This window comes from Microcoleus sp. Pol10D4 (assembly GCF_036701555.1).
Classification (GTDB): domain Bacteria; phylum Cyanobacteriota; class Cyanobacteriia; order Cyanobacteriales; family Microcoleaceae; genus Microcoleus.
The window spans coordinates 103,475-129,436 of the sequence record NZ_JAUBRA010000010.1; the positions used below are offsets into that span (position 1 = coordinate 103,475).

Annotated in this window: 22 protein-coding genes and 1 pseudogene; 10 read left to right on the plus strand and 13 right to left on the minus strand. The window is 42.9% G+C overall.

The genetic code is table 11. The annotated features are described in order from the left end of the window. Nucleotide 1: 1 nt before the first annotated feature. Nucleotides 2-793 carry an RNA ligase family protein gene (locus QUA36_RS08215; protein WP_333456647.1) on the minus strand — a complete coding sequence of 264 codons (792 nt, stop codon included), beginning with the start codon at nucleotides 791-793 and terminating at the stop codon, nucleotides 2-4. A 135-nt stretch (nucleotides 794-928) separates the two neighbouring features. On the opposite strand from QUA36_RS08215, the gene QUA36_RS08220 reads away from it, so the two are divergent. The 3 genes from QUA36_RS08220 to hpxZ all read left to right on the plus strand — a co-directional run bounded on the left by QUA36_RS08220 (nucleotide 929) and on the right by hpxZ (nucleotide 2,932). Then, nucleotides 929-1,798: a prohibitin family protein gene (locus tag QUA36_RS08220; protein WP_333456310.1), complete on the plus strand. Its 870-nt coding sequence runs from the start codon at nucleotides 929-931 to the stop codon at nucleotides 1,796-1,798. A 236-nt stretch (nucleotides 1,799-2,034) separates the two neighbouring features. After that, nucleotides 2,035-2,454 (plus strand): peptidylprolyl isomerase, encoded by a 420-nt coding sequence (locus QUA36_RS08225; RefSeq protein ID WP_332982885.1) that lies wholly within the window; start codon nucleotides 2,035-2,037, stop codon nucleotides 2,452-2,454. Between the two features lie 91 nt (nucleotides 2,455-2,545). Further along, entirely contained in the window at nucleotides 2,546-2,932 is a 387-nt protein-coding gene (gene hpxZ, locus QUA36_RS08230; protein ID WP_333456649.1) for an oxalurate catabolism protein HpxZ, read from the plus strand. A gap of 55 nt (nucleotides 2,933-2,987) precedes the next feature. Here the strand turns inward: hpxZ and QUA36_RS08235 are convergent, their stop codons facing one another. The 8 genes from QUA36_RS08235 to QUA36_RS08270 form a co-directional block, all read right to left on the minus strand. After that, nucleotides 2,988-4,133 (minus strand): restriction endonuclease, encoded by a 1,146-nt coding sequence (locus QUA36_RS08235; RefSeq protein WP_333456651.1) that lies wholly within the window; start codon nucleotides 4,131-4,133, stop codon nucleotides 2,988-2,990. A gap of 5 nt (nucleotides 4,134-4,138) precedes the next feature. Next, nucleotides 4,139-4,990 (minus strand): adenine-specific DNA-methyltransferase, encoded by an 852-nt coding sequence (yhdJ, locus tag QUA36_RS08240; protein ID WP_333455700.1) that lies wholly within the window; start codon nucleotides 4,988-4,990, stop codon nucleotides 4,139-4,141. Between the two features lie 66 nt (nucleotides 4,991-5,056). Further along, nucleotides 5,057-6,181 (minus strand): THUMP domain-containing protein, encoded by a 1,125-nt coding sequence (locus QUA36_RS08245; protein WP_333456654.1) that lies wholly within the window; start codon nucleotides 6,179-6,181, stop codon nucleotides 5,057-5,059. Between the two features lie 303 nt (nucleotides 6,182-6,484). Further along, a complete protein-coding gene (locus tag QUA36_RS08250; RefSeq protein ID WP_333456656.1) occupies nucleotides 6,485-7,831 on the minus strand; it encodes a TldD/PmbA family protein in 1,347 nt (448 codons plus the stop codon). A 59-nt stretch (nucleotides 7,832-7,890) separates the two neighbouring features. After that, nucleotides 7,891-8,142 carry a DUF4926 domain-containing protein gene (locus QUA36_RS08255; protein WP_333144873.1) on the minus strand — a complete coding sequence of 84 codons (252 nt, stop codon included), beginning with the start codon at nucleotides 8,140-8,142 and terminating at the stop codon, nucleotides 7,891-7,893. Beyond that, the gene (locus QUA36_RS08260; protein ID WP_333456658.1) at nucleotides 8,132-8,473 is read right to left on the minus strand and encodes a DUF6883 domain-containing protein; all 342 of its coding nucleotides are present in this window, start codon (nucleotides 8,471-8,473) and stop codon (nucleotides 8,132-8,134) included. Before QUA36_RS08260 ends, QUA36_RS08255 begins: the two co-directional genes overlap by 11 nt. 20 nt (nucleotides 8,474-8,493) lie before the next feature. Continuing rightward, the gene (locus tag QUA36_RS08265; protein ID WP_333456660.1) at nucleotides 8,494-9,981 is read right to left on the minus strand and encodes a TldD/PmbA family protein; all 1,488 of its coding nucleotides are present in this window, start codon (nucleotides 9,979-9,981) and stop codon (nucleotides 8,494-8,496) included. A gap of 202 nt (nucleotides 9,982-10,183) precedes the next feature. Next, nucleotides 10,184-11,488, minus strand: a complete 1,305-nt coding sequence (locus QUA36_RS08270) for an aspartate aminotransferase family protein (protein WP_333456661.1) — start codon at nucleotides 11,486-11,488, stop codon at nucleotides 10,184-10,186. Nucleotides 11,489-11,648: 160 nt separating this feature from the next. Here QUA36_RS08270 and QUA36_RS08275 point away from each other — a divergent pair, with 160 nt between their 5' ends. Beyond that, nucleotides 11,649-12,191 carry a Uma2 family endonuclease gene (locus QUA36_RS08275; RefSeq protein WP_333159023.1) on the plus strand — a complete coding sequence of 181 codons (543 nt, stop codon included), beginning with the start codon at nucleotides 11,649-11,651 and terminating at the stop codon, nucleotides 12,189-12,191. Nucleotides 12,192-12,284: 93 nt separating this feature from the next. Here QUA36_RS08275 and QUA36_RS08280 read toward each other — a convergent pair whose 3' ends face one another. Continuing rightward, nucleotides 12,285-13,322, minus strand: a complete 1,038-nt coding sequence (locus QUA36_RS08280) for an adenosine deaminase (protein ID WP_333456663.1) — start codon at nucleotides 13,320-13,322, stop codon at nucleotides 12,285-12,287. A gap of 332 nt (nucleotides 13,323-13,654) precedes the next feature. On the opposite strand from QUA36_RS08280, the gene QUA36_RS08285 reads away from it, so the two are divergent. From QUA36_RS08285 to QUA36_RS08310, 6 genes are all read left to right on the plus strand, one after another. Next, nucleotides 13,655-14,995, plus strand: a complete 1,341-nt coding sequence (locus QUA36_RS08285; protein WP_333456665.1) for an adenylosuccinate synthase — start codon at nucleotides 13,655-13,657, stop codon at nucleotides 14,993-14,995. Nucleotides 14,996-15,049: 54 nt separating this feature from the next. Next, complete coding sequence (locus tag QUA36_RS08290) at nucleotides 15,050-15,445, plus strand: hypothetical protein (protein WP_333456667.1); 396 nt, start codon at nucleotides 15,050-15,052, stop codon at nucleotides 15,443-15,445. Between the two features lie 153 nt (nucleotides 15,446-15,598). Further along, nucleotides 15,599-15,967, plus strand: a complete 369-nt coding sequence (locus tag QUA36_RS08295) for a hypothetical protein (protein WP_333144866.1) — start codon at nucleotides 15,599-15,601, stop codon at nucleotides 15,965-15,967. A 192-nt stretch (nucleotides 15,968-16,159) separates the two neighbouring features. Then, the gene (locus tag QUA36_RS08300; RefSeq protein WP_333456669.1) at nucleotides 16,160-16,765 is read left to right on the plus strand and encodes a 50S ribosomal protein L25/general stress protein Ctc; all 606 of its coding nucleotides are present in this window, start codon (nucleotides 16,160-16,162) and stop codon (nucleotides 16,763-16,765) included. A 479-nt stretch (nucleotides 16,766-17,244) separates the two neighbouring features. Continuing rightward, nucleotides 17,245-21,450, plus strand: coding sequence for a glycoside hydrolase family 99-like domain-containing protein (locus QUA36_RS08305; RefSeq protein WP_333456671.1), 4,206 nt, complete (start codon nucleotides 17,245-17,247; stop codon nucleotides 21,448-21,450). Between the two features lie 16 nt (nucleotides 21,451-21,466). Beyond that, nucleotides 21,467-22,357: a glycosyltransferase family 2 protein gene (locus tag QUA36_RS08310; RefSeq protein WP_333456673.1), complete on the plus strand. Its 891-nt coding sequence runs from the start codon at nucleotides 21,467-21,469 to the stop codon at nucleotides 22,355-22,357. Nucleotides 22,358-22,919: 562 nt separating this feature from the next. Here the strand turns inward: QUA36_RS08310 and QUA36_RS08315 are convergent. The 3 genes and pseudogenes from QUA36_RS08315 to QUA36_RS08325 form a co-directional block, all read right to left on the minus strand. Next, nucleotides 22,920-24,299: a class I SAM-dependent methyltransferase gene (locus tag QUA36_RS08315; RefSeq protein WP_333456675.1), complete on the minus strand. Its 1,380-nt coding sequence runs from the start codon at nucleotides 24,297-24,299 to the stop codon at nucleotides 22,920-22,922. Between the two features lie 129 nt (nucleotides 24,300-24,428). Beyond that, nucleotides 24,429-24,947, minus strand: a complete 519-nt coding sequence (locus tag QUA36_RS08320) for a hypothetical protein (protein WP_333456677.1) — start codon at nucleotides 24,945-24,947, stop codon at nucleotides 24,429-24,431. Nucleotides 24,948-25,304: 357 nt separating this feature from the next. Further along, nucleotides 25,305-25,962: pseudogene (locus QUA36_RS08325) on the minus strand (hypothetical protein); the annotation flags it as partial.

The window sequence follows — 25,962 nt, forward strand, 5'->3', positions numbered from 1 at the left end:
GTTAACTAAAATTAAATAAATCTGCGCCGGGACGCAGAATATTGGGTATAATTGGGCGATTCAACCAATGTCCTTCGGCATTTTTAATAGCCGTCAAAAAACTGGCACGCACGTATTTGTAACGCGCCTTTACTATGCCCTCTTCTTCTACTTTTATGTACAGGCCCTCCATGCGATCGCTCTTGTCAGTCTCTTTCAAACACCGTTCTTCATCTAATCCCAATTCCCCGCAGTACAAACGCAACCGATCCAAATGTCCGGGTTGAATAAAATTAGATTTTTCCATAAAGTGCATCATTTGCTTGGGCGATTTCAGCACTCCAGAAAACAGCACGGGAACGGACACTAACGGCAGTCCGCTTAACAAATTGCGGCGGGATTCTGTACTCAAAAATTGATTTTTTTCTAAGTCGAGCACATCGTATTCCATAAAATAGTGCGGCAAAAAATCATAAAAGACAGTGTGTTTCGCATACAGCCATTCGCCGTAAAGAATGTAGCGATTTCCCAGCACTTCTCCCAGGACTCCGCTGAGACTGAAAGCCCACTGTTTGAATAAGTTAAAATGTTTTTCCCTCGGCCCGCCGGTGAGATAGTGGCCGCGACTTTGCAGCAGCATTTGTCCATCTGGTGCGAAGCTGATGCCTGTATTAGCGCCGTCTACCTTTTCTTCAATCACTGTCGGGCGATCGATCAGGGCGCTAAATGGCACGCTGTCGAGGTCTTCATCACCTGGTTGGAAACGCGAACCCTCGATGTGATAAGTTCTAGGATATTTAACAATTTTGAGCATCAGCCCATCCATTTTAGATTTTTGATTTGAGAGGCGACCCCATCCATTTTAGCTTTTAATTTTAGATTTTAGACTTTAGAGACTGCCCAATCCATTTAACCATTATAATGGAATCATCACAAAGGAGCGTGTAAGTTGAAAAGTCAAAGTTTCCAGAGCATATCATCAGCAATCGCTGGGATTCTATTAGTAGGCGCGCTACTCCTCGGCTTAAACTCTTTTGTCGTGATCAATCCAGGTCAAGCAGGGGTGGTCAGCGTTTTAGGAAAAGCCAGAGATGGAGCATTGTTAGAGGGATTTCACCTCAGACCCCCGCTTATCTCCAAGGTAGATGTGTACGATGTAACAGTGCAAAAATTTGAAGTTCCCGCCCAGAGTGCTACTAAAGACCTTCAGGATTTAAATGCCAGTTTTGCGATCAACTTTCGCCTCGATCCTGCGAGAATAGTTGATGTCCGAAGGACTCAAGGAACATTGGAGAATATAGTTTCAAAAATTATTGCTCCTCAGACGCAAGAAGCATTTAAAACAGCCGCTGCACTGAGAACCGCCGAACAATCTATTACTCAAAGAAGTGAACTGAAGCGAGACTTTGATACTGCGCTGAAGGAAAGGCTATCGAAGTATGATGTAATCGTGCTCGATACGAGCGTTGTTAACATTCGATTCTCCACAGATTTTGCGAAAGCGGTTGAGGAGAAACAGGTTGCTGAACAGCGAGCGCAAAGGGCTGTTTATGTGGCTCAGGAAGCAGAACAACAGGCTCAAGCTGATATTAACCGCGCTCAAGGTAGGGCTGAAGCTCAAAGACTTTTGGCGGAAACTTTGAAGGCTCAAGGTGGCGATTTAGTTCTGCAAAAAGAGGCGATCGAAGCTTGGAGAAGCGGCGGCGCTCAGATGCCAAAAGTGCTAGTGATGGGCGCAGGTTCGAGTCGGGTTCCTTTCATTTTTAATATGAGCGATATTCAGGAAGAACCCGCTCGCCCGCAAGTGACCAACGATTAAAATATGACGGAGGGTAACAAACTCGGTATCTGGGAAAATATTGGCTTTGCTAACCAGAAATCTCGCAATAAACCGGGTTTCCTCGGAAAGCGCACATAAGTCCTATGAGAGTTGCGGGAATATGCTACACTTCTGAAAGCCACAATATAACGACAGTTTGAAACCTGTCGCTATAAAAGCGAAGTCCGCAATTAACACGCAGGCAACACACTCATTTTAGGAAGCAAGGAAAAATCATGACCCGCGCTATAATGGAAACCGACAAAGGCACAATCAATTTGGAATTGTTCGATGCGGATGCGCCTAACACAGTGAAGAATTTTGTTGACTTGGCGGAAAAAGGTTTTTACGATGGATTGGCTTTTCACCGAGTCATTCCTAACTTTATGATTCAAGGTGGCTGTCCAAAAGGCAATGGAACGGGCGGCCCCGGCTACAAAATCAAGTGCGAAATCAACTCGAACAAACATTTGGCAGGAACTTTATCGATGGCTCACGCAGGTAAAGATACGGGTGGTAGCCAATTCTTTATTTGCCATTCTCCCCAGTCTCATTTAGATGGAGTTCACACAACTTTTGGCAAAACTGAGGATATGTCAGTCGTCAATGCTATCCGCCAAGGTGACAAGATTATTTCGCTCAAAATTGAGCATTAATTTTCTCTAATTAGTTGCGTTTGCAATAAGGAATTTAGTCCTTATTGCAAATAAAACCTGTGAAATTTAAGAGTTTTAAAATCTCAAATTTATGACGGTTATCAATGATTCTGCTGTGGTGCCTGAGTTAACTGAACTATATTTAAAATACGAAAAAGCTCTTTGTACGAATGATATTGAAACTCTCGATAATTTGTTCTGGGATGCGCCGGAAGTCGTGCGGTTTGGGGTAACGGAGAACCTGTACGGGAGCGATGAGGTGAGGGCTTTTCGCAAAGGACGATCGCCTGTAAATGTCGATCGAGAAATGTTCAACCTCAAAGTTGTGACTTTCGATGCAGACACGGCGGCTGTGACGCTGGAATTTCGCCGTGTAATGGGTGGAGTGGTGCGGCTGGGGCGGCAGAGTCAGATGTGGCGCAAGTTTCCCGAAGGGTGGAAGATTGTTTCCGCTCACGTTTCTTTGTTGCCGGTGTAAATGTTAAAGGTAAGGAAACAATAATTGTCTAAAGCAGGCGGACTTTATGACTGAATCATTCATCCTCTAGAGCAACGTCTAATAATTCAATTTCCAGACTTTCTTCCTCATCTTCATAATTAAATTCTACTCTGCTCTGCTTAATAATCTCGCTCAATATATTGCTTAAGTACCCTTTGGCAACAGCTTGTTCAAATCTTTCTATCAGAATAGGAACATTTATTATTTCTTCTATACATTCCATGTACTGAGATACTATAGCATTTATTGCATACAGCTTTCGAGCTTGTGCTTCAATCTTTGATTTAATTTCTACATCTGAATCTAAAGATTTCACTACAAATGTTATCGGATACCTTTCAATTTTATCAATGTCTAGGAAATATTTATTTACATCTACAGTTTCAGTCACCTGAAAAAAACGTCCTAGGGGTTTCATTACAAAGTCAATTCCCCCATCATTAGCATTTGTCCTACCTGTTTTAAACAGCTTTAAATTTTCTTGCTGGAGTCTGTCTAGTGCATAACCCCAATAAATAACTCGGTCATTGTAGTAGTATTTTAATATACTGTAGCTGACTATCTCGAAAATTCGAGCATCTACATTTGGCGCTACCATTTGTTTGATAAATTCTCTGACTTGAACCTCTGTCAATCTTTGAGCATCTTTACAAATTTGAATAAACTTTTCAAAGCTATCTCTCTTAGCTTCAACGTAAGCATCAATTATGTGGATTACTGTTTCTGCTATATTGTATTCATTCTCATTGATTTTGACTTTTAATAAATTTTCGTTAAACCAATACCTGTTAGTTTTCTGATTTCTCAAAATTGGGATGAACTCACAAGTGGGAAAATATCTTTTAAATTCTTCATTCATCCTATGGTTCAAGCCATGATTTTGAAGCTTTTGCCCGAATGGTAATTCACGCTGTCTCTTAAAAAGATTCGTATAAACTGCACCTTCATAATCTGAATACATTCCTGTCTGATCAAATTTTTTCACCAAATAATCTTCAACTAAAACATAGATTGCGTATAAGTTGGCAAAACTTCCTCTTGATTTTGAGCCTTTATTTGAAGATTTAGTCTTGATATTCAAATATAAAATTAGCTGGCTTTCACGCAATATTTGATACCCCACGTCGCCAAACTTATCCTCTAAAATGGTCTTAATTATTTTTGTAAATTCATGTTCCATTTTTATTAGAGTTGTAAGTTTAACGTTAGCTGCTGTGGCGAAACTTCACCGGAGTTGACTTTAGACATGAGAGCCTCTTCACTCTCATCCAGGGTAATTTGCAACCTCCGCAATCCTATTTGTAGATACTTTTCTTGTAATTCTATTCCAATTGACCTTCTATTAAGCTGCTTGGCCACAAATGATGTGGTAAAAGTTCCCGAAAATATATCTAGTACAACATCGCCCTCATTACTACTGGCTTTGATAATTCTTTCTAACAATGATGTTGGTTTCTGGGTAGGATGTTCCTCATACTCAGGCATACGATATCTCACTCGCGGAAACTCCCACACATTACCTGGAACTTTTTGAGAATTATATACTGATGGTGTAGCCTTGCGGTAGTCAATTAGTTTTCTAACAGATCCGGTTTTCGCCTCTACCAGAATATCGGAGGAATTGAATGTATAATTTCGTTTGTCCTTGACGCAATATAAAATTGGTTCGTAAAGAGAGCCGTAAAATTTTTTTGCTTGTACGCCCGAACTGTCATAATACCACACTATTCGAGAAAGGATTGTTAAACGATCGCGCAAATATAAATCAAAGTATGGCATACTTTGAGTTGACGCCATTAGATACAAACTCCCGTTATGCTTGAGCTTATTAATACATAAGTTCAACCAACTATAACTCCATTCTAAATAATCGCTTTCAAATTCCCACTTGTCTTTAAAACCATTGAAATTTTTGCCAATATTATAGGGAGGATCGGCAAAAATTAAATCTATTGAGTTGTCTTGAATTTCACTCTCAAGCACTTCTAACACATCTCCTAAGATGAGTTTGTGGTCGTCAATTTCAAAGATTTTCATTTAGCCTAGCCTCTTCCAATTAATCGTGGCTCTTGTCAAGTTTAGTGAGATATGTTCTATAAATATTTAATACAGTTCATACTTGAGCAAAGTACACGGAATCGATCCATTAAAAACCGGAATTCGCCGCGATGTCCTGAGTCCCACCTTTTTACCCAACTCCTTATTTCCAGTCAAAATAAACGCATTCCAACCTTTAAAACGATTCTTGAAAATATCGCCCAACATCTTGTACAAATCTCCCAATTCGCTAGCATCTCCCAGCCTTTCTCCGTAGGGAGGATTGCAAATCAGAACGCCTCTGTCTGCGGGTGCTTCCAATTGGGATAACTCGGTTTGAGCAAACTGAATTTTACCCGAAATACCCGCTTGCTGCGCGTTCGTGCGAGCTTGAGTTAACATATCGGAATCGCGATCGCACCCAGCAACCACCTCTTTCAGTTCCGGTAACTCACTATTTTCAGCTTCGGCCCACAATTTATCCCACAAAGGTTCGTCAAAATCCCGCCAACTCATAAATCCAAACTTTTCTCGAAACAATCCCGGTGCAATATTCAAGCCCTTTAACGTCGCTTCCAAAGGCAAAGTTCCAGAACCGCACATCGGGTCTAAAAACGGCAAATCAGGCGTCCATTCTGCCATCTCCAACAAAGCCGCAGCTAGGGTTTCTTTGAGGGGAGCAAGCCCCATCGCCGGCCGATATCCCCGGCGGTGTAAACTGCCGCCCGAACTGTCTAAACTTAAAATAGCTCTATCTTGATGAATGTGAATGTTAATTAGCAAATCGGGATGCTCTACATCGACATTAGAACGCTTGTTAAATTGAAGGCGCTGTTGGTCGGCGATCGCATTTTTGACCTGCAAAGCTGTAAAGTGAGTGTGGTTCAACTTTTCGTTGCCGCCGGTGCAGTTTACTGCTAAAGTATTGTCGGGATATAAGTATTCGTCCCAAGGGATTTTTTGCACTTCGCGGTAGAGCATATCCGAGTTGTAACACCGGAATTCGGCGATCGGCATTAGCACTCGAAAAATTGTTCTCGACCACAGATTGACACGGTACAATAAACTGCGATCGCCCGCAAAGTAAACCCCTGTAAAATCTGGCTTAACATCCTGGGCCCCTAAACGTTCTAATTCTTGGGCGGCAATAGTTTCTAAACCGCGCGCAACTGTAGCAAAATATTGATTCATTGATAATTGGTAATTGGTAATTGGGAATTGGTTTTTATCGATCGCCCTAAATTATATCAAATCCGGTACCATCGGAATTGTAAAATCGAGTCAACAGTCAACAATCACGGACGTTGCAACCGGAATTGATCTAATTAATCTGCGTTAATCTGTGTTTATCTGCCCTCATCTGCGGTTAAAAGAAGAGAATTTCTGAACCGCAGATGACAATGGATGGACGCGGATAAACGCAGATGAAGAGAAGAGAGATATGAATAATTCTTACTCCTCCGGGTGGGTTTCCGCGAACCTCACCCTTGCAAGTCACAAACTGTCAGTAATACTCGTGAAATTAAAAGCTTTCACGCGCACTCCGGGCACGACACTACCGCCGTAACGCTTCACCGCACTAACTGCATCCACATCGCGCAACATATCAGGTAAAACTTGATTGAAACGCAGGTTTTTAATCGGGTAAGCAATTTTGCCATCTTCAATCCAAAAAGTACCGTCGCGAGTCATCCCCGTTACTTCCAATGTTTTCGGATTAACGTAGCGCACGTACCAAGCTCGACTGACGAAAATTCCTCGCTCGGTTTGAGCAATTAAATCTGCTAAACTTTGGTCGGAACCTGTCATCACGATCGGGTAATAAGCACCTTTTGCTTCTTTGCCTTTTTGTGCGGCCCAGTAGCGGGAATAAGATAAACTTTGAGGGACGCCATCTTTGATGATTTCCAAATAGTTATTGCTCAATCCGTCGCCGAAAAAAGTATTCGATCGCAGCAAAGGATGAGCCGGATCGCGCTGCACTTGCACTAACGGGCTGAAAATTTGTTCCCCCGCGCGGTTTCCCGCTGGTTTTCCCTCTGCATCGGCGATCGACATAAACGATCGCCCCTCATCCGCCGCCCTCGCATCCAAACTCCAAATTACCCACGGTAGCAAATCCGCAAAAGCAGCACCGTCAAAGATTACAGGATAAATGCCGGGAGTGACTTCGCGGGGGTTGCGGGATGCGATCGCCCGATCGATCACTTGTTCTGCTAATTGGGCGATCGGCAATTCGTTGATACTCCAAGCAGTGCTCTGAGCCCAGCTAGAACCGTTGTCAATGCGAGCAGTAAAGCTGAAATCGGCCTCTGTAGATTGGTTGCAGGCGCGGAGTCCGGTTGACGAGGCGATCGCGTACAGCGACGCCTCAGTGCTCAAAGTGCCCGAACCATGAGCGCCCCCCTGGGAGGATCTCGCGCACGCTTGCTGCACCATTTCGGCACGTGCTAGAGGCGATACAGTTGCTGTTGCTGTGTCGAATGCGGGCGATCGCAAATCGTAGGTTTGAGGTGGCAGCACCGGCATCCATTCGGGGTCTGCCGGCGCAATTCGGGCCAATTCTTCCGATCGCTTGACTGCGGAGGCGATCGCATCTTCATCAAATTCTGTAACAGCAGCAGAGGCGCTTTTGTTGCCAAAATAGCTAGTAATGCTCAGGTTAAATACAGTTTTGCTGATATTTTGGCTGATTTGATTTTCCGAGAATCTCGAAAGAGATTCCTCGCCAGTAGAGAGACTGACAAATACTTCCTCTGCTTTGGATAGTTTGACTGCTTTTTCTAGTAAAGATAAGGCTTGGTCTTCACTTAAAAGTGCGGGCGATGTTGTTACGAGCATAAGCTAAAGTTCCGGAATATTTGTTGTATTTGAAAATAGGTTGACCCGCAATACTACGGTTAACTCGCCTGTACTAAAGAGCGTACTGCTAACACTTCATCTGCTCGCAGAGGTTCCACATCTGAAGGAGAAACAGCCACAACTAAAATCGATTCTCCTAAAGCATTAAATATTTCTAGAACGCACCCATCATCTTCACCTTCCCTTGGATGAGGTACGCGATCGACTAGCATGGCTACATCACCTTTTTTGAGCTGATATAGCGGCATATCCCGACACAATGCTACACGCTGGTAAAGTTCAAGTTTCACGTCGAGACTCCTTTTTGGGTTTGAGAGTAATAAAATGAAAACTTCCGTCAATTTGCCACTGCAACCAAATTGTAACAACTGCTAAATTACGTCCATTAGCCCCGGGCAACTCACCTTCGGCGCGAAAGAACTTTCCGAATTCATTAGCACCATTTTCTACTGCCTCAGCCGACGCTATCAAAAACTGGATGGCTGCTAACAAAGCTTCTGGGTTATCTTGACTAAAACCCCCTTGAGCGAGAAATTTTGACTTGTCATCTTGTGCTTTGGGAACAAGTAAATAGCGCGTCAACTTTGCTTCGGGTATGATAGCAGCCGCTGGAATTTTCACATTAAAAACCTACAATCTAATTAAGAATTTCCCCCAATTTGAATATCCCTCACTCGCACCGGCACACAAGCGTGAGTCATCTGAGCAACCTGCACCGGCTCGCCCTTGCCGCATATATGAGTACCGCACTGAACCAGCTCCGAAGCCGGCCCGATCGCATCTATTTGATTCCAGAAATCAGTAGTCATCGCCTGATAAGTTACATCCTTCAACATACCGACAACTTTACCTTTTTCCACTTTCCAAAAAGCATCGCCGCCGAATTGAAAATTGCGCCGCTGCTGGTCGATCGAATAACTACCCATACCGTCGATTAAAATCCCGTCTTCCGTATCCGCAATCATCTCTGCCAAAGTAGCAGTATGGCTGCCGCCATCCGGGCCCGGCTCCAATCCCAAATTGGGAATTCTCACCATCGGCACGCTCGACCAACTGTCAGCGTAAGCAGAACCGTTGCTGCTACCGCGTCCGAGGCGATAAGCCGTCTCTCTGTCAGTGAGATAATCGACTAAAATCCCATCCTTGACAACGTACCAATCTTGTGATTTTACTCCCTCATCATCGTAACCCATTGTACCGCGACCACCCGGTTGAGTGCGATCGCACTTAAAATTCACCCAAGGTGCAGCGTATTGCAGTTTATTTAACTTATCAGTAGTAGCAAAGCTCGTACCAGCAAAATTAGATTCGTAGCCGTAAACCCGATCTAATTCAGTTGGATGCCCGACTGATTCGTGGATTGTCAAATACAAATTTGTCGGCTTAAGAATCAGGGATTTACAAATACCAGCAGGGATTTTAGGAGCGTGGACTTTCTCAATAGCTTCGGCCGCAACTCTTTCGACTTGACTCAACAAATCATCGGGATTAATATGTTCGTAACCGATATTCAGCGGCGGGCGTTCGTAACTGCGACTTTGGGCATCGCCACCCGCAATTGCCGTACAGCCAAAACCCGGATAGCTGCGGTAGATTGTTTGTTCGATTAGCGAGCCTTCTGTAGAAGCAAAAACCTTGTCTTCGCGGCTGAACTGCAAAAAAGAAGAAGCTTTTTTGATGCCTTGTGCGCCGTGTGCTAGCAGCCGCTCGTTGATATTTAACAGTAGTTCAGCTTTGTCAGCAACGGGTACAGAAAAAGGATCAATGGCGATGGGAGTAATGTAGGTATCAACATATTTTTCTACAGGCACCAACCGCACCGGTTCCTTTTGAGTTAAGCGGCTGCCTTTAGCGATTTCTACAGCCAAAGCGACTATTCTTGCAACCTCTGCAGGTGTTTTGCTGTGACTGGCTGCAAACCCCCAAGCACCGTCTAGAAGCACTCGCACGCCAAAACCGGAACTTACATTATCTGACAGTTGACTTAAAGATCGATCGCGCGCGTAAAGATTCTGCCTTCGGTAACTGCAAAAACGCACATCACCGTACTCGCAACCTGTTTCCCGAATCAAATCTACAGCCAAATTTGCTAACTCGTTAGCAGAGATTTTTGCAGTTAATTGCACCATAGTTATTCGTCATTCGTCGTTAGTTGTCAATTATTATAGCGCTTTTTAATTTTTTGAACGAACCGCGAAGACGCAAAGAGCGCGAAGGAATAAAAGAGAGAGGTTTTTCTCCTTCTCAACTAGAGTCTTTACCTGAAAACATCTACCTATCTTCTTTTTGCTATTCCTTCGCGTTTTTCGCGCCTTCGCGGTTCGTTAAATCCTACTCCATCTCCTGCAAAACCGCTGTCAAAATTTCCACAATGCGATCGATATGTTCCTTCTCAATAATCAGCGGTGGCGACAAAGCAATAATATCACCCGTAGTCCGAATTAGCAACCCTTTTTCATAGCACTGCAAGAAACAATCAAAAGCCCGTTTCCCCGGCTTCCCAGCAATAGATTCCAACTCAATACCCGCCACCAGTCCCAGATTGCGAACATCAATTACGTGCCGCACTCCCTTCAAAGAATGCACTGCATTTTCCCAGTAACCAGCCATCTTATCGGCTCGTTCAAACAGCTTTTCTTCCTCATAAATATCCAGCGTCGCCAAAGCAGCCGCACAAGCCAGAGGATGACCAGAATAAGTATAACCGTGAAAAAGCTCGATCGCATTTTCAGGAGCATTCATAAAAGCATCATAAATGCCTTCTTTCACAAACACCACCCCCATCGGCACCGTACCGTTAGTTATCCCTTTCGCCGCCGTCACAATATCAGGAACCACCCCAAAATATTCCGTTGCAAAACTAGAGCCGAGTCGCCCGAAGCCGGTAATAACCTCATCAAAAATTAGCAGAATTCCGTATTTGTCGCAAATCGCCCGCAGCCTCTCCAAATAACCTTTCGGGGGAATCAAAACACCTGTAGAACCAGCCACCGGTTCCACAATTACCGCTGCAATATTAGACGCATCGTGCAAAGCAACAATCCGCTCCAATTCATCCGCCAAATGCGCTCCCCATTCCGGTTGTTTGCGACTGAAAGCATTGTGTTCGAGATTGTGAGTGTGAGGCAAATGATCGACTCCCGTGAGCAAACTGCCAAAAAACTTGCGGTTTGTACCGATACCGCCGACAGAAATTCCCCCAAAACCAACGCCGTGATAGCCGCGTTCCCTACCGATTAATCGTTGGCGAGTTCCTTCACCTTTCACCCGATGATAAGCAATCGCAATTTTTAAAGCAGTTTCTACAGATTCCGAACCCGAATTAGTAAAGAAAACGCGATCGAAATTGCCCGGAATCATCTTTACCAAACGTTCCGCCAATTCAAAAGCCCCCGGATGTCCCATCTGAAAAGCCGGAGAGTAATCCAAACGCAAAACCTGCTGTTTAACTGCTTCGGCAATTGTCTCGCGGGCGTGCCCTGCATTCACGCACCAAAGCCCCGCAGTACCATCTAAAATTGAGCGGTTATCATCGCTTGTAAAGTGCATATCTTTGGCAGAAACCAACATTCGCGGATTCGCTTTAAACTGTCGGTTGGCAGTGAAGGGCATCCAGTAAGCGTCCATATTTGTCATCGTTTTTTTATCTTTTTATATTGATGATTCTGCATCCAAACTATAACTTGCTACCGACTGCCGATCGCCCGACGCTTAGTATAATTTTACAAATATCTATTGGCTCTTTTAATTAAAGCTTAGCTTATGATAGACTTAGGTATTAGACGGAGACTCGATCATGTCACTAACTGTCAAAGACTTAGAAAAAGTACAAGCTGAACATCCTGAATGGCGACTAGAGTTAATACAGGGGAACATCATTGCAATGGGCCCATGTGATTACACCTCAGATGAAATTGGATCTCGGTTAATTATTCTTTTGGGAATCTGGGTACTGCCACGCAAGCTGGGTCGATTAACGGGTTCCAGCGCTGGCTTTATTTTACCAAATAGTGACTTGCGCGCACCAGATGTATCTTTTGTCAAAGCAGAAAAGCTGAAGCGGAGTCGGCGGGATTTTGTAGAATTGGTTCCTGACTTGATGGTGGAAATTAAATCTAAAACCGATCGCATCAAACCTATCAAAGAAAAAATACAATCATTTTTGAGTCTAGGAACGGAAGTGGGAATATTGATTGACCCGGACAGATTAACTCTCACAGTATATCGTACAGGAGCCGAGCCGGAAGTTCTCAGAGATGGAGACATATTGACAATTCCAGAGTTTTTCCCGGCCTGGGAATTGCCAATTTCTGATTTGTGGCCACCCGTTTTTGATTGAAAAATTAGTCGGTTCGTAGTAAGGAATGTAAGTCCTCTCTATGAAGAAGGACTTGCATTCCTCACTACGAACCATTGAGAGAAGCTTAGATAGCTAATTCACGATCGCCCCCACAGACTCATGCTGCAACAAACCCGTCAGCATTTTCACAGGCCGCTCCCCGTAGGGCCAGGCGAAAGCATGGCGGAAAGCGGCCTCTTGACACGCTTGCAATTGCCGAAAATCAATGATATCCAGAGTTAATAAATTCTCGTACTCAAAAGGCAGCCGCACGTTGTGCAATCCCGCGTTGTCAGTACAAATGGCAATATCGACGCCAGCTTCAAAACATCGATCGAACACAACCTTCAATTCGCGCATATCCTGCAACGTCCCCGTTTTGAGATAGGTAGTCGGGCAAACTTCCAAGCATTGACCTCTGCGCGCGACTTCTGGCAGCAATTCGGGATATTTTAACGGAATTTGAATCCCGTGGCCGATACGCATCAAATAAGGCAGAAGTTCGGGATAACAGCCAGAGGTAGTTTCGTAGAGGTGGCCGGTAGTTTTGATGCCGATCGACCTCGCGTACTGGTACAATCCGACAAACTCCTCCAAACGCTCGCCAATACAATCATCGCCGCCAGCTATATCGATCGCACAAACATATTCTCCCATTTGCGCCGCCAAATCTACGATCGCCCGATTCACTTCATAAGGCAAACGCGAGTGCATACACAAAATTTGGCTGGTAACAATCGGACAATCGCTAATTTGACTTGCCTTGCCCACAACCTTGACAATTTCTGCCATCAAATCAATGCGTTCTGACTGATCCAAATGTTCTGGAGTCCGCAAATAAGGCGTATAGCGCAACTCCAAATAAGCCAGATTTTCAAACACGTAAGCGCCCCGCATCAACCGATAGATGAAATAAGGCAAAGTCTCAACAGTTTGAACGCTTTCTACCAGCGTGTGCAGTTCCAAATACTCATTGAGAGTATTGCGCGGACGAGTGTAAAACTCTTCAAACTCCGAGTATTTTTGAAATCGATTAACCATCTCAGCATTGTGGCGATCGAAATACCGCCACAGCACCCTAGGAACAACAGAACCACCCAGATGGCGGTGCAACTCAGCGTGTAAAGTCATGGCAACAAAGCCTCTATTTTCTCAATGTTAACAAAAATTAATTAGTCAGTAGTCAGTAGTCAGTAGTCATTAGTCATTAGTCATTGGTTATTTGTGAGTTCCAATGCCTAATGCCCAATAGACATCTCCCATAATTCTTGTGGGACAGGCATCTTGCCTTTTCAAAACAGGCTTTTTGGGAGATGCCCCATGCCCCATGCCCCATGCCCCATGCCCGTATCTAAAATCTAAAATCTAAAATCCAAAATCTAAAATCTAAAATAGATTGACATTTGGGACGCATTCGTACATAATCGGAGATTGTGTCAACCTGAACTGAACGCGAGAAACCCTTGGCTAACGTAGTTGTGATCGGCGCCCAGTGGGGCGATGAAGGAAAAGGCAAAATTACCGATTTGCTCAGCAAATCCGCAGATATCGTTGTCCGCTACCAAGGGGGCGTCAACGCGGGTCACACCGTGGTAGTCAACGGTCAGACTTTCAAGCTGCACTTAATTCCGTCTGGGATTCTCTACCCTGATAAAGAGTGTATTATCGGCTGTGGCACCGTCATCGACCCTAAAGTTTTAATTGCAGAGTTAGATCAGCTAGAGGCACTGAATATTTCGACAACCTCCCTGATGATTTCGGAAACTGCTCACGTAACGATGCCCTATCATCGATTAATTGATGTAGCATCGGAAACGCAGCGGGGAAATTATAAAATCGGGACGACGGGACGCGGCATTGGCCCTACTTACGCCGACAAGTCGGAACGTACTGGCATTCGGATGCTAGATTTAATGGACTTGGAAGGGTTGCAAGAACAATTGGAATGGACGATTAATTGTAAAAATGTCCTTCTAGAAAAACTCTACAATTTGCCGCCTTTAAATCCGCAAGATGTAATTGATGAATATCGGGTGTATGCGGAACGTTTGCGGCCGCACGTAGTAGATAGTTCCCTGAAGATTTATGAGGGAATTCACAAGCGGAAAAATATTCTGTTTGAAGGCGCGCAAGGCACTTTATTAGACTTAGACCACGGCACTTATCCTTACGTTACTTCCAGCAATCCCATCGCTGGCGGTGCTTGTGTGGGAACCGGAGTCGGGCCAACAGCGATCGATCGCGTAATTGGCGTAGCAAAAGCTTATACAACCCGCGTCGGAGAAGGCCCATTCCCTACCGAAATGGTAGATGGAATTGGCGCAATTTTGGGCGATCGAGGTGCAGAATTCGGCACGACAACGGGCAGAAAACGCCGCTGCGGTTGGTTCGACGCAGTAATCGGCCGCTACGCAGTCCGCATCAACGGCCTTGACTGTCTGGCAATTACCAAACTAGATGTGTTGGATGAATTAGAAGAAATAAAAGTTTGCGTTGCTTACGAAATTGACGGCGAAAAATGTGTTGATTTCCCCAAAAGTTCCCGGATATTTGCTCGGTGCCAACCTATTTACGAAACCCTTCCCGGTTGGAAACAGTCTACGGAAGAGTGCCGGAATTTGGAAGATTTACCACCGCAAGCTTTGAATTATCTGAAGTTTTTGGCAGATTTGATGGAAGTGCCGATCGCGATCGTTTCTCTCGGTGCGAGCCGCGACCAAACTATTATTGTAGAAGACCCGATTCACGGCCCGAAACGCGCTTTGCTCTCTGCTGACGGTACGCCTGTAGCATCACAATCATAACAGGTTTAGTTATAATAGACAAAAAGGGTCTATCTCATGTGTGACGATGCTCCAATGACCGATGAAGATCGTCTGATATACCAACTAACCCTTCATCGAGATTTGGTGGGCTGGGTAATCGGAAAGTTAGCTGAAGCTGGCATTGCATCCCAGAGAACTACTGGCAACGATCCGAAAGGAGACATTTTGATTGTCGCTCCCAATGAGGTCTCGCAAGTAAAAGAAATAATTCGGGATCTTCATAATCAATACACGAGAGAAAATATCAAAGATTCACAGTCAACCTTAGAGGAAAGAAAAACAAACTTACCGCATATAGAAATCAAAACCACATACCTTTCAGGAAAAGCAGTTAATGAAATTATTGATACTGCTACTGTCATTGCAGTTGTAAGTGCCGATAGAATTTCTGGACCTGGCAAGGCAAAATTTATAAAAGCAGGTATATAGCAATTCTCAGATAAATGAGGTATACAGAAACCCTGTATAGTCAAGCTTTCCAGGTCAAAATTCGTACCTCACCTTTTTGAGAAAGGCTATAGCTTATGCAGAAAATATTCCTTTGAACGAGTTTCTAGATGTTTAGTAGCAGGAGTAATCCCAATGTTTGACATCAGTTTTTATTCAGCAAATGGTGAACCGTCCGATAGTGTAAGAATAACAGCAGCTACTTACGAATGGTTAGCAAAATCAGCATTTTCAAAAATAGGTGGCGAATCAGTCGAAACCCAAATTTACCTAGATGAAGAAAATGTAATTCTGCCTCTAGTTGAATTAAATCAAGATATTCGCCAGCAGTTCAAGAAAATTTTCAGCGAAGCAATCATCAGTGAAAGCGATGCAGTTCTTACTAAGCTTGGTGATTACCCTTCAAAAGAAGAGTATCAATCAGGAACGTACCGTCTCAGAAAAATGCTGGAATTGCTCAAGTGTGTGGAAAACGAAAATTATCAATACCTTCAGCGAATTTAATCGGGACTTACGCAACTGGTTCAATTCGTAGGGTGCGTCAGTTGATAAGACCTAAATTTTTTGTCATAAACTCAATACTGACGCACCATACAAGCTAGTTAAAGTGTGACCGTTGACCTGAGTCTGATTAATGTTCGATCGCAATATCACAATTCTGGTAAAATGTGAAAACAATCAACAGAAAGTCATAAAATGGAACTCGCAGTAGAATGTCAAAAGCGGGCAGAAGGCAGCAAACCTAACGCCCTCCGTCGCTCTGGATTGATTCCCGCCGTCCTCTACGGGCACAAAGGCTCTGAATCCATTTCCCTTACCATCAAAGCCAAAACAGTTGAACACCTGCTCAAAAAGCACGTAGTCAACAATACCCTAATTGACCTCAGCATTCCCGACCTCTCTTGGAGCGGAAAAACATTGCTCCGGGAAGTTCAAGTTCATCCTTGGAAGGGCTATCCTTACCACCTGAGCTTTTTCTCCGTGGCAACTCAAGACAGCCTGGAAGTTGAAGTGTCGCTGAATTTTGTCGGCGAAGCTGTGGGCGTCAAGTTAGAAGGCGGCATCTTGGATACCGTGCTGACGCAACTAGCAGTTAAGTGCAAACCTGACAGCATTCCTGAAGCAATTGAAGTAGATATTTCTAATTTAAAGGTTGGGGATGCGCTGCACATTCACGAATTAGTTTTGCCTGCAGGAGTGGTAGCTCTCGGCGAACCAGATCAGGTGGTTGTTACCGTGCTGGGAATTCAAGCAGGTTCTGAAGCCGAAGACGCAGAAGCAGACGCAGCCGCAGCAGCTTAATTAGTAATTGCTAATAGTTCTTAACTAATGGTTGAAAAAAAGGGCGATCGCTTTTTCCCAAAAGGGCGATCGTTTTTTGCTAAAAAGGCTATTTTCGTTTAGGTTCGATCGCACATCTGGCGCCGTTTGTAATATTTTTTTAGGCGGGTTCCCTTGCCCAGTCCACAACAAAGCATCCCACAAGCAAGAACCTGCCGTGTTTACTTTCCTTTACAACACGGGCGATCGACCCGAAGGTGAAAAAGTCTGGACTGGCGCGCAAATCTCCCAGAAACCGTACTGATTCTTACATATTTAGCCGTAAAATCAAAAAATTAGCCGAGAATCCCGGTTCCTCACCAGCACCGGGAGTCAAAAAAATTAAGAATTGGGGGAACAAGTCCGGTTCTGTTAGTGTCAAACGCGAGTATAATTGTGAAACGTTTTGACTACCCTATTTAATTCCTGCCTCTGGAGCCGCCGCCCATATGCCATCAACAGTGAATACAGAATCAACAGCGGTTCAATTTAACCAACAGGGAGAAATATACTTATCCCAAGGAAAAATAGAAGAAGCGATCGCATCCTGCGAGCAAGCTTTGAAGATTCACCCCAATTTTGCACCAGCTTACAAGACTTTGGGCAACGCGCTGCAAGCTCAAGGCAGGATGGAAGAGGCGCGGCACTGGTACGCTAAAGCGATTGAAATAGAACCGAATTTTGCGGAAGTATATGCGAATTTGGGCAGCCTTGGCGCGCAGCAGCAAAAATGGCAGGAGGCGATCGGATTTTATCAAAAGGCGATCGCGATTAAGCCGAATTTCGCGGGAGTGTACCGGAATTTAGCAAAAGTATTCGGACAAATTAACAAACCGGAAGAAGCCCAGCAGTGCTGGTATCAAGCATTTAGTTTGGAACCGGAAAAAGTAGCGCCGGGGGAACACTTGAATATGGGCGACGCTTTTTTCCGGCAGGAAAAATTCCCCGAAGCGATCGCCTGTTACGATCGCGCCATAAAATTAAATCCTAATGTGGCAACTGCTTACCAAAATTTGGGCGAAGCGCTCAAAAAACAAGGTAAGTTAGAGGAAGCGACAGTATATTATCGCAAAGCTATTGAACTGAACGCAGCTAATGCGAGAAACGGCAGCGAGGGAGAGCAAACTTTGGCGGGTGCAACGGCGACAAACGGTGCAGTTAAGCCGCCAGTGCAGCAGCCAGTTAAGCAGCCAGTGCAGCAGGCAGTTAATTCTACAATTAATATAGAAGATCCAGAAGCATACAAAATATTGGCAGAAGGCTATTTTGCTCAGGGAAAATTGGAACAGGCGATCGCAGCTTGCAAAAAAGCGCTACAAATAAAGCCGGAAGCGCCGCTTTACAAAATGCTGGGCAACGCGCTACAAGCTGGCGGCAAAATTGATGAAGCTAAAAGTTGCTATGTCAAAGCAATAGAAATTAACCCAAATTTTGCCGAAGCTTACGCTAATTACGGCAGCATTTGCGCGCAGCAAGAACAGTGGCAGCAAGCGGTTTCTGCTTACGAAAAGGCGATCTCCCTGAAACCGGATTTTGCAGGTGCTTTCCGCAATTTTGCGAAACTGTTGACGCAGTTAGGCAAGTCGGAGGAGGCGGCTGAGGCTTGGTATCGAGCATTTGCGATCGACCCCAAGTCTGGCACCGCTGAGGAACACGAGAATTTAGCCAAAACTTTGATCGAGCAAGGTAAGGTAGATAAGGGAATTGAGTGTTACCGGCGCGCGGTTGAGTTGAACCCAAATGCGGGCGCAGCTTATCACGAATTGGGGGAAATTCTTAAGGGTCAAGAACAGTGGGAAGCGGCGGTAGATGCTTACAGCAATGCTATTAGAAATAATCCCGATCTTTCTTGGTCGCACAACAATTTAGCTGAGTCGCTGGTTAAGTTGGAACGCTGGGAGGAATCTGTAAATGCTTACCGCAGGGCGATCGAATTAAATCCAGATTTTAGCTGGTCTCACAACAATTTAGCCGATGTGCTGCTGAAGCTGGAACGGTGGGAAGAAGCTGTAGAGTCTTACCGGAAAGCAACAGAATTAAATCCAGATTTCAGTTGGTCGCACAATTATTTAGCAGACGCGCTGATTAAGCTGGGAAGGTGGGATGAGGCAATTTCGGCTTACCAAAGGTCGATCGAACTCAATCCCGACCATTTTTGGGCGCACAACAATTTAGCAGAAGCGCTGGTGAATTTGGAACGTTGGGATGAGGCGGTTGTTGCGTACCGCCGTGCTAACGAAGTTAATCCGAATTTCTTCTGGTCGCAGAGCAAGTTGGGCGACGCGCTGCTAGAAATGGAAAGGTGGGAGGAAGCGATCGATGTTTACCGACGCGCGGCCGAGTTAAATCCTGATTTTCCGTGGACTTATTACAACATGGCAACGGCTTTTGAGAAGCTGGAACGGTGGGATGAGTCGATCGCCGCTTACCGCCGCGCTGCGGAAATTCAGGCTGATTTGCCGTGGCTTTCGCAAAAGTTGGCTGATGCTTTGAGGATGCGATCGCAGTGGGAGTTGAAGGAAGCGATGCATTTGTATCGGCGGGCGATTCAGGAGAATCCTGATGATGTGCAGTTGTATCACAAGGCCCTGGAGATTGCGCCGAATGATGCTGACCTTTATGTTGAGTTGGCTAATGCTTTGGTGCGACACAGTTGGCCGGATGGGGCGATCGTCTTTTATCAAATGGCGTTACAGATTCGGCCTGATGACAAGGCTATTTCTGGGCGGTTAGAAGAGGTATTAAAAAAAAAGCCAATTAAAAACCAGTCGCCAGTAAATTTATTGAATACAGCTAAAAGCAGTGAACCAGTCCCCACTGGTGCTATTGTCGTTAGCAAACCTAGGGAAATTAAACCCATTGAAACGGATGTACGTCTCATTGCTTTCTATCTCCCTCAGTTCCATCCAATACCAGAAAATGATTTGTGGTGGGGTAAAGGTTTTACAGAGTGGACTAATGTGACTAAAGCTAAACCTTTGTTTGAAGGACACTATCAACCCAGATTACCCGCCGATTTAGGATTTTACGATTTACGTTTACCCGAAGTGAGGGATGCACAGGCTAGATTGGCAAAAAAATATGGTATCTATGGCTTTTGCTATTACTATTATTGGTTTGCAGGAAAAAGACTTTTAGATCGACCCATTGATGAAATTTTGCAGAGTAAACACCCCGATTTTCCTTTTTGCTTGTGTTGGGCAAATGAAAACTGGACTCGTCGTTGGGATGGTTCAGAACATGAAATTTTAATCGCTCAAGAGCATTCCTTGGAGGATAGTAAGGATTTTGCCGAAAGTTTAGTACCTTTTATGAAAGATGAACGATATATCAGAGTTAATGGCAAACCTCTGGTATTAATTTATCGAGCTAATATTTTGCCAAATATTGAAGAAACTATTAAATTATGGCGCGAGGTTTGGCGTGAAAATGATGTCGGCGAAGTCTATCTAAGTGGATGTTTAGGTTTTCAACAACAAGCATCACAAGTGATTAAATGGGGTTTTGATGCCGGAGTCCAATTTCCGCCCCATGACATGGGTACAGAATCAGACTTAATCAATCCCGCTACTTTGGGTGCTAACGATTTCCAAGGTCATATTTTTGATTGTCGACCAATAGTAGAAAAATCATTAAGAAGCAAATTCCCCTCAGAGAAAGAGTTTCTTTCGGTCATGACATCTTGGGATAATACAGCACGACGCGGCAAAAAAGCTCATGTTTTTCTTCATAATAGCCCAGAAGTATATGAATTATGGTTGAGTGGAGTTATTGAAAAAACTAAACAAATCTATTCGGGTGATGAAAGATTAGTTTTTGTCAATGCTTGGAATGAATGGGGAGAAGGCACTTATTTAGAACCTGATGTTCAGTATGGACATGGTTATTTATCTGCTAATTATAGAGCTTTGAATGGAATTTACGGTTTACATACATCTATCAATTTAATACGTTATTTGTCTGTTCAGAAAAAAGCTCATTTAACAGATTTAATTAATGGACTTCAGCTTAGAATTAAGCTCTTGCAAAGAAGTATAGATTTATTGATTGATGAAAACAATAAAGAGAAAATAGGGTATTCATTATTGGTTACCAATATTGAGTTGAAAAGTCAAAGTCAAGCTATGATCTTTTTTGATAGTCCAACTATTAACACTAAAGTTAATTCAAAAGAACATTTAATAATCTCAGGTTGGTGTTTTGACAAAACTGGGATTGAAGTCAAAAAGATTAGAATATGTCACAATAAAAACACTGTCTTGGCTGAAATAGATATCTATATGAGCCGCCCCGATGTGGGTGAATTTCATCCCCAATGTAAACAATTAGATGTGGGATTTTCTGCTTGGATTAGAGTGGAAGATTTGTTAGCCTCTGAGTCAAAATATGTTTTGCAATGTTATTCAGTCCAAGAAAATGATCAAACTGTGGAGGTTGCTTATTTAGATATTTTAGTTAAAAAAGAAACATCAATGGCAACACAAATATGCGGCACATTGAAGACAAAAATCAAAGAATATCATGCTCAAAAAAATGATGTAAATAGTTTGATTTTCAAACTACTAAACGGGGAAGATTTAGATAATTTTGATGAATCATTAGATGAATTAGAAGAAATCATCACTCAATGGCAAGCTATACCACCCCAATTTCAGAGATACCTTTAACATGAGAATAATTAACATGACTCAATTAGATGCCAAACCATTGGTCTCGATAGTAATTCCTTACTATCAACACAAAGAATACATTCACAACTGTGTAGAGACAATCATTGACCAAACCTATGAAAAGATAGAATTAATAATAATTGATGATTGTTCCCCTGATGGTTCAGGAAAATATGTTGCTCAACTTTGCCAAAATGAGAAATGGAGGAAAAGATTTTCTGATAAAATAAGGTTTATCCATTTTGAAATAAATCAAGGTGCTCATGCAGCCATAAATCATGGTATAATGCAAGCACAAGGAGAAATTATTTCTATTGTTAATTCCGATGATATTTATCATCCTGATCGTATTAAAATAATGGTAGAAGCCATGCAAGAAGAGCAAAAACAATTTGCCTTTAGCAGAGTATCATATATTGATGATAAGAACCGAGATGTCAGTCAAATTAATGCTTGGGCCTTAGCTTATGCAGGGATTCAAGCCAGCACTAAAGATTTTCCTACTTTGGGTTTTGCTTGTCTTCGTTTTAATCCTGCTATTAGTACCGGTAACTTTGTGTTTTATAAAAGCCTATATGAACAAACTATCGGGTTTAGAAGTTTTAGATATTGTCATGATTGGGATTTTATATTACAATGTCTGTTCTATACAGAGCCCTTATTTGTTCAAGAAAAACTGTATTATTATCGGTTACATGAAACCAATACATTCAAATCCCTGCAAAAATTAGGGGTGGATGATGGTCCTGATGTCTTGAAACAATACTTCGATTCTGTACGATGTCAAAAAACTATTAATCCTTTAGCTCCTTCTCCCTTTAATTGGCCCGGTTACTTTGAATTTTTTTTGAGTCGTTGTGGACTCCAAGAAGTTTACCAAAAATCTGTTTATGTAAATACATAAGGTTTTTTGTAAGCCCCAAATAAAAATTTTATAGGGACTATTATCCGATGCAAATTGAAAATTGATCCACAAACTTATTGAACAGTATCCTTCTGTTGGGTTTGCTTCTTTGATATCAGATGTAGGAATATCTACTGGAAACTTCGTTTTTCTAAAGGAGCTTTTTAACCCTGTGGGTGAGTTTAGCAGTTCTCGGTATTCCATGATTGGGATTTTCTGCTTCGTTCCCTACTTTATACAGAGCCGTTTTGTATGGAGCAAGATTTGTATTACTATCGTTTTCACGGCAAAAATACTTTTGAATTTTTGGAATCCATCGGTGACGAAGAATCAAGGAAGATTCTTACCAGCCTTCTGTCCCAAATGCAATCTCATAAGCTGTCAAATCTTCTTGCTCCCTCCCCTTTAAATTGGCCGAGTTATTTTGAACTCTTTTTGTATTGGTTTAACTTTGGGCGTTATTTGAAGCTGCAAATAACTTAAAATCAAAAGGTTTATAGCGGTTTTTGCTCCTCTTGGCTGATTACCTAATACTGCTTCTCTAGAGAGAAGCAGTATTAGGTTAATTGGGTTTTTGCATAACGATAACGGCCTGATTAAACTTGGCGGGATCATCAACAAAATCGCAAAATGTCAGATATTTAGTCCACTCCCGCTTAATGTAGCCAGGCGAAATCACAGCTTCCCCATAAAAAGAGGCAAGGAGTGCAGGACCGCCACCCGTCGCGCTATATAAAAATTTGCCATTATCATAGTCCGCAAAAGCACCCTCAGTATCCAAGAATGAGTTTGCTAACGCCTTGTGCCAATCAAATTCATGGTTCTGACCTCTCAACGATCGACAAAATTCGATAAAGTTTCTTCCCCAAACAGTGACTATAAGAATACCACCAGGTTTGAGTATTCTTGAGAACTCTTCTACCCATTTTATGTGTACGGATTCAGACAAATGAGAGAAAACTGAGTAGGCATACACTACGTCGAAGCTATTGTTAGCAAATTCAGTGCGTGGCTCTGGTTTGCCTACACTATAGTTTCCCAGGCGGACTGTATTGAAACAGATCTCAATCATTGCCGGATCGACATCAATGCCATACAGATTGTCTGCAACAACATCTTTTAGGAAAAAACGAATCATCCGTCCCCAGCCGCAGCCAAAATCGAGAATGTGACTGGCTCTGGTTAGTGGCCGTCCCAACGTAGCTGCGTACCGCTTAATCTCAGAATAGAAATTAAATCCTTCACCTAGAGCAAGCTTCCCCGACGAGCCAACAGTATTGCGCTGAATTTCATCGGGCGGGAATCCCGGCAGTTTGATACCATCTACAAACGGATGCTCTACACTTTTAACAATTGCCTCAAACCATTCTTGGTCGCTCAAGTGAGTAGCATATTTCAGAATAGAGTCATTTTGTTTTTGGTCAGTAGCACTTAGTTGAGGTTTAAAGTAATTCGGCTGAGGGCGATCCAGTTCTGTTTGAATTTGTTTTAGTCGTGTCTGCGATCGCGCCAAATCTGCCTTAACCTGTTCTAGGAATGGAAGTTTCTTTTGAAATTTCACCTTGCTGATTGGCAAGCGATTTTGATCTGAGAACACAGCTTGGATAAGTAACTCAACTTCCGTCCCCAGTTCACTCACTCCTACTTTTTCCCAAAAACCACTTCTGCCTGCATGGGAAGCTTGGGTATAAGTTTGAGCAACATCTGGACGTGGCTTATCGACAGCAATGGTCTGTATTACATTATTATTGCTGCTGATGACCTCGATAGAGACTACTTGAGCGTTCTTACCTAGTATCCAACCCGCGAACAAAAGTTCATATTTATCTGTTTTGTATGAAGTGTTTGGAGTGTCGATATTAAACCCCCATAACAATTCTGGGTCGTTTTGAGGAAGCTTGACAACTTCCTGAATTTGAATAAAAGTGTGTTCAGTCATCATCCTTGATTTTTCCCTTTGGTTGGTTATTTTATGATAAACTAACTCTCAACTGTTTAAGGCATCAATCTTCATTTTAAAAGCAATGAATAAATTTTAGGCTATAAGTCTCTCAAATGAAACAGCCCTGCCTTATGGAAGATTTACTCCCTGTTCACTACCCAAACCGCTGCAATTAAATAATTGCGTTTCCTTACACGAATTGTATCTCAATCGTGACTGTGATTTTTTCAAGGATAGTTCGTACATTTCTTTACAACTTGATAGCCCTTTTCGTTTAGTTCTCAAGCTTAATGCTTGCCGATAAAGTTCCATATCTGCACTGTTGAGAGAAACTATATTTTTAACCAGAGATTGGTTTGTCAATATCTCCATTACCTTGTCTTGGTAATTATCATAAGAATTACGATTTGAGGTCGTGACTTTAAGCGGAGGCCAACCCAAATATTTTTTTATATCGTTTAAGTCATCTATAAAAAACTCTTGAATTCCTACAAAGTAAAAATCACTTAATTTCATTCCTTTAGCAAAGTAGTTAGAAATCATGTTGTGTGTAAAAGGCTGCTTGACAAACTCAGAAAAATCTAGTTTGTTTTCTACTACATATCGATGATTTTTATCGTGAAAAATATTATCACGACCAGATGCCATCCAAAAATAATACGCAGAAATTAATAAAATAATTGGATTCCTAAGCCAAATCACACGTTTGGCATTATTGAAGTATCCTCAATACTTTTCTATCGAAAAATGACCATGAATTACTCTGGTTTGTATTGTCAGATTGCCTTCTTGTATAAGATTATTTATCGGTAAAAAATCATAGTAATACCAAATGCTATGTTTCTGATAATTTTTTGGTAATATCACCTTCCCAAATGTCGTTCCTGCTGTTTTAGGCCGATGAACAGAAATTAATTCTACCGATGCCAATAATAGATCGCTCATGTTTTAATTTACTCTAATGGTTTGATTGTGATTTTTCTTTGAAACTTAACTGCTAAAGCTTTAACGCTTGCTTGTTACCAAACGCATTAACTGTTTCCACTCTACTAAATTAGTCAGCCCAATAGTGTCTAAATTATGACCTTTTTCTCCTGATAATTTACTAAATATCTCTAACCAGCTACTAACTGTATTGGTGCGTGAGAAAGGCGAATATTTCAAGGATTGTTTGAGGCTGTCTTGCATCTCGGTGATAGCGCCAGTAGCATAAGCATACCACGCCTCTGACACTAAGATTTCGTACTGGCTCTTACTGTGTCCATTACTGTTAATGGCTATGGCTTGCTGAAACTCCAATCGCTCAATTTTAGACTGAACTTGCTGCATTTTATGGTGATAATCCTCTAATTCTCTTTGCGTGTTGCCTAGTTGGGAAACCTTGGTATCCAAATCTGTTTGTAGATGCTGAATTTGAGATAGGGATTGTTCTAACAAACCCTCAGTCTGTTGCAGTTGAGACTGGGATTGTGCCAATTCGTCCTCAGTCTGGTGTAGTTGAGACTGGGATTGTGCCAATTCGTCCTCAGTCTGTTGCAGTTGAAACTGGGATTGTGCCAATTCGTCCTCAGTCTGTTGCAGTTGAAACTGGGATTGTGCCAATTCGTCCTCAGTCTGTTGCAGTTGAAACTGGGATTGTGCCAATTCGTCCTCAGTCTGTTGC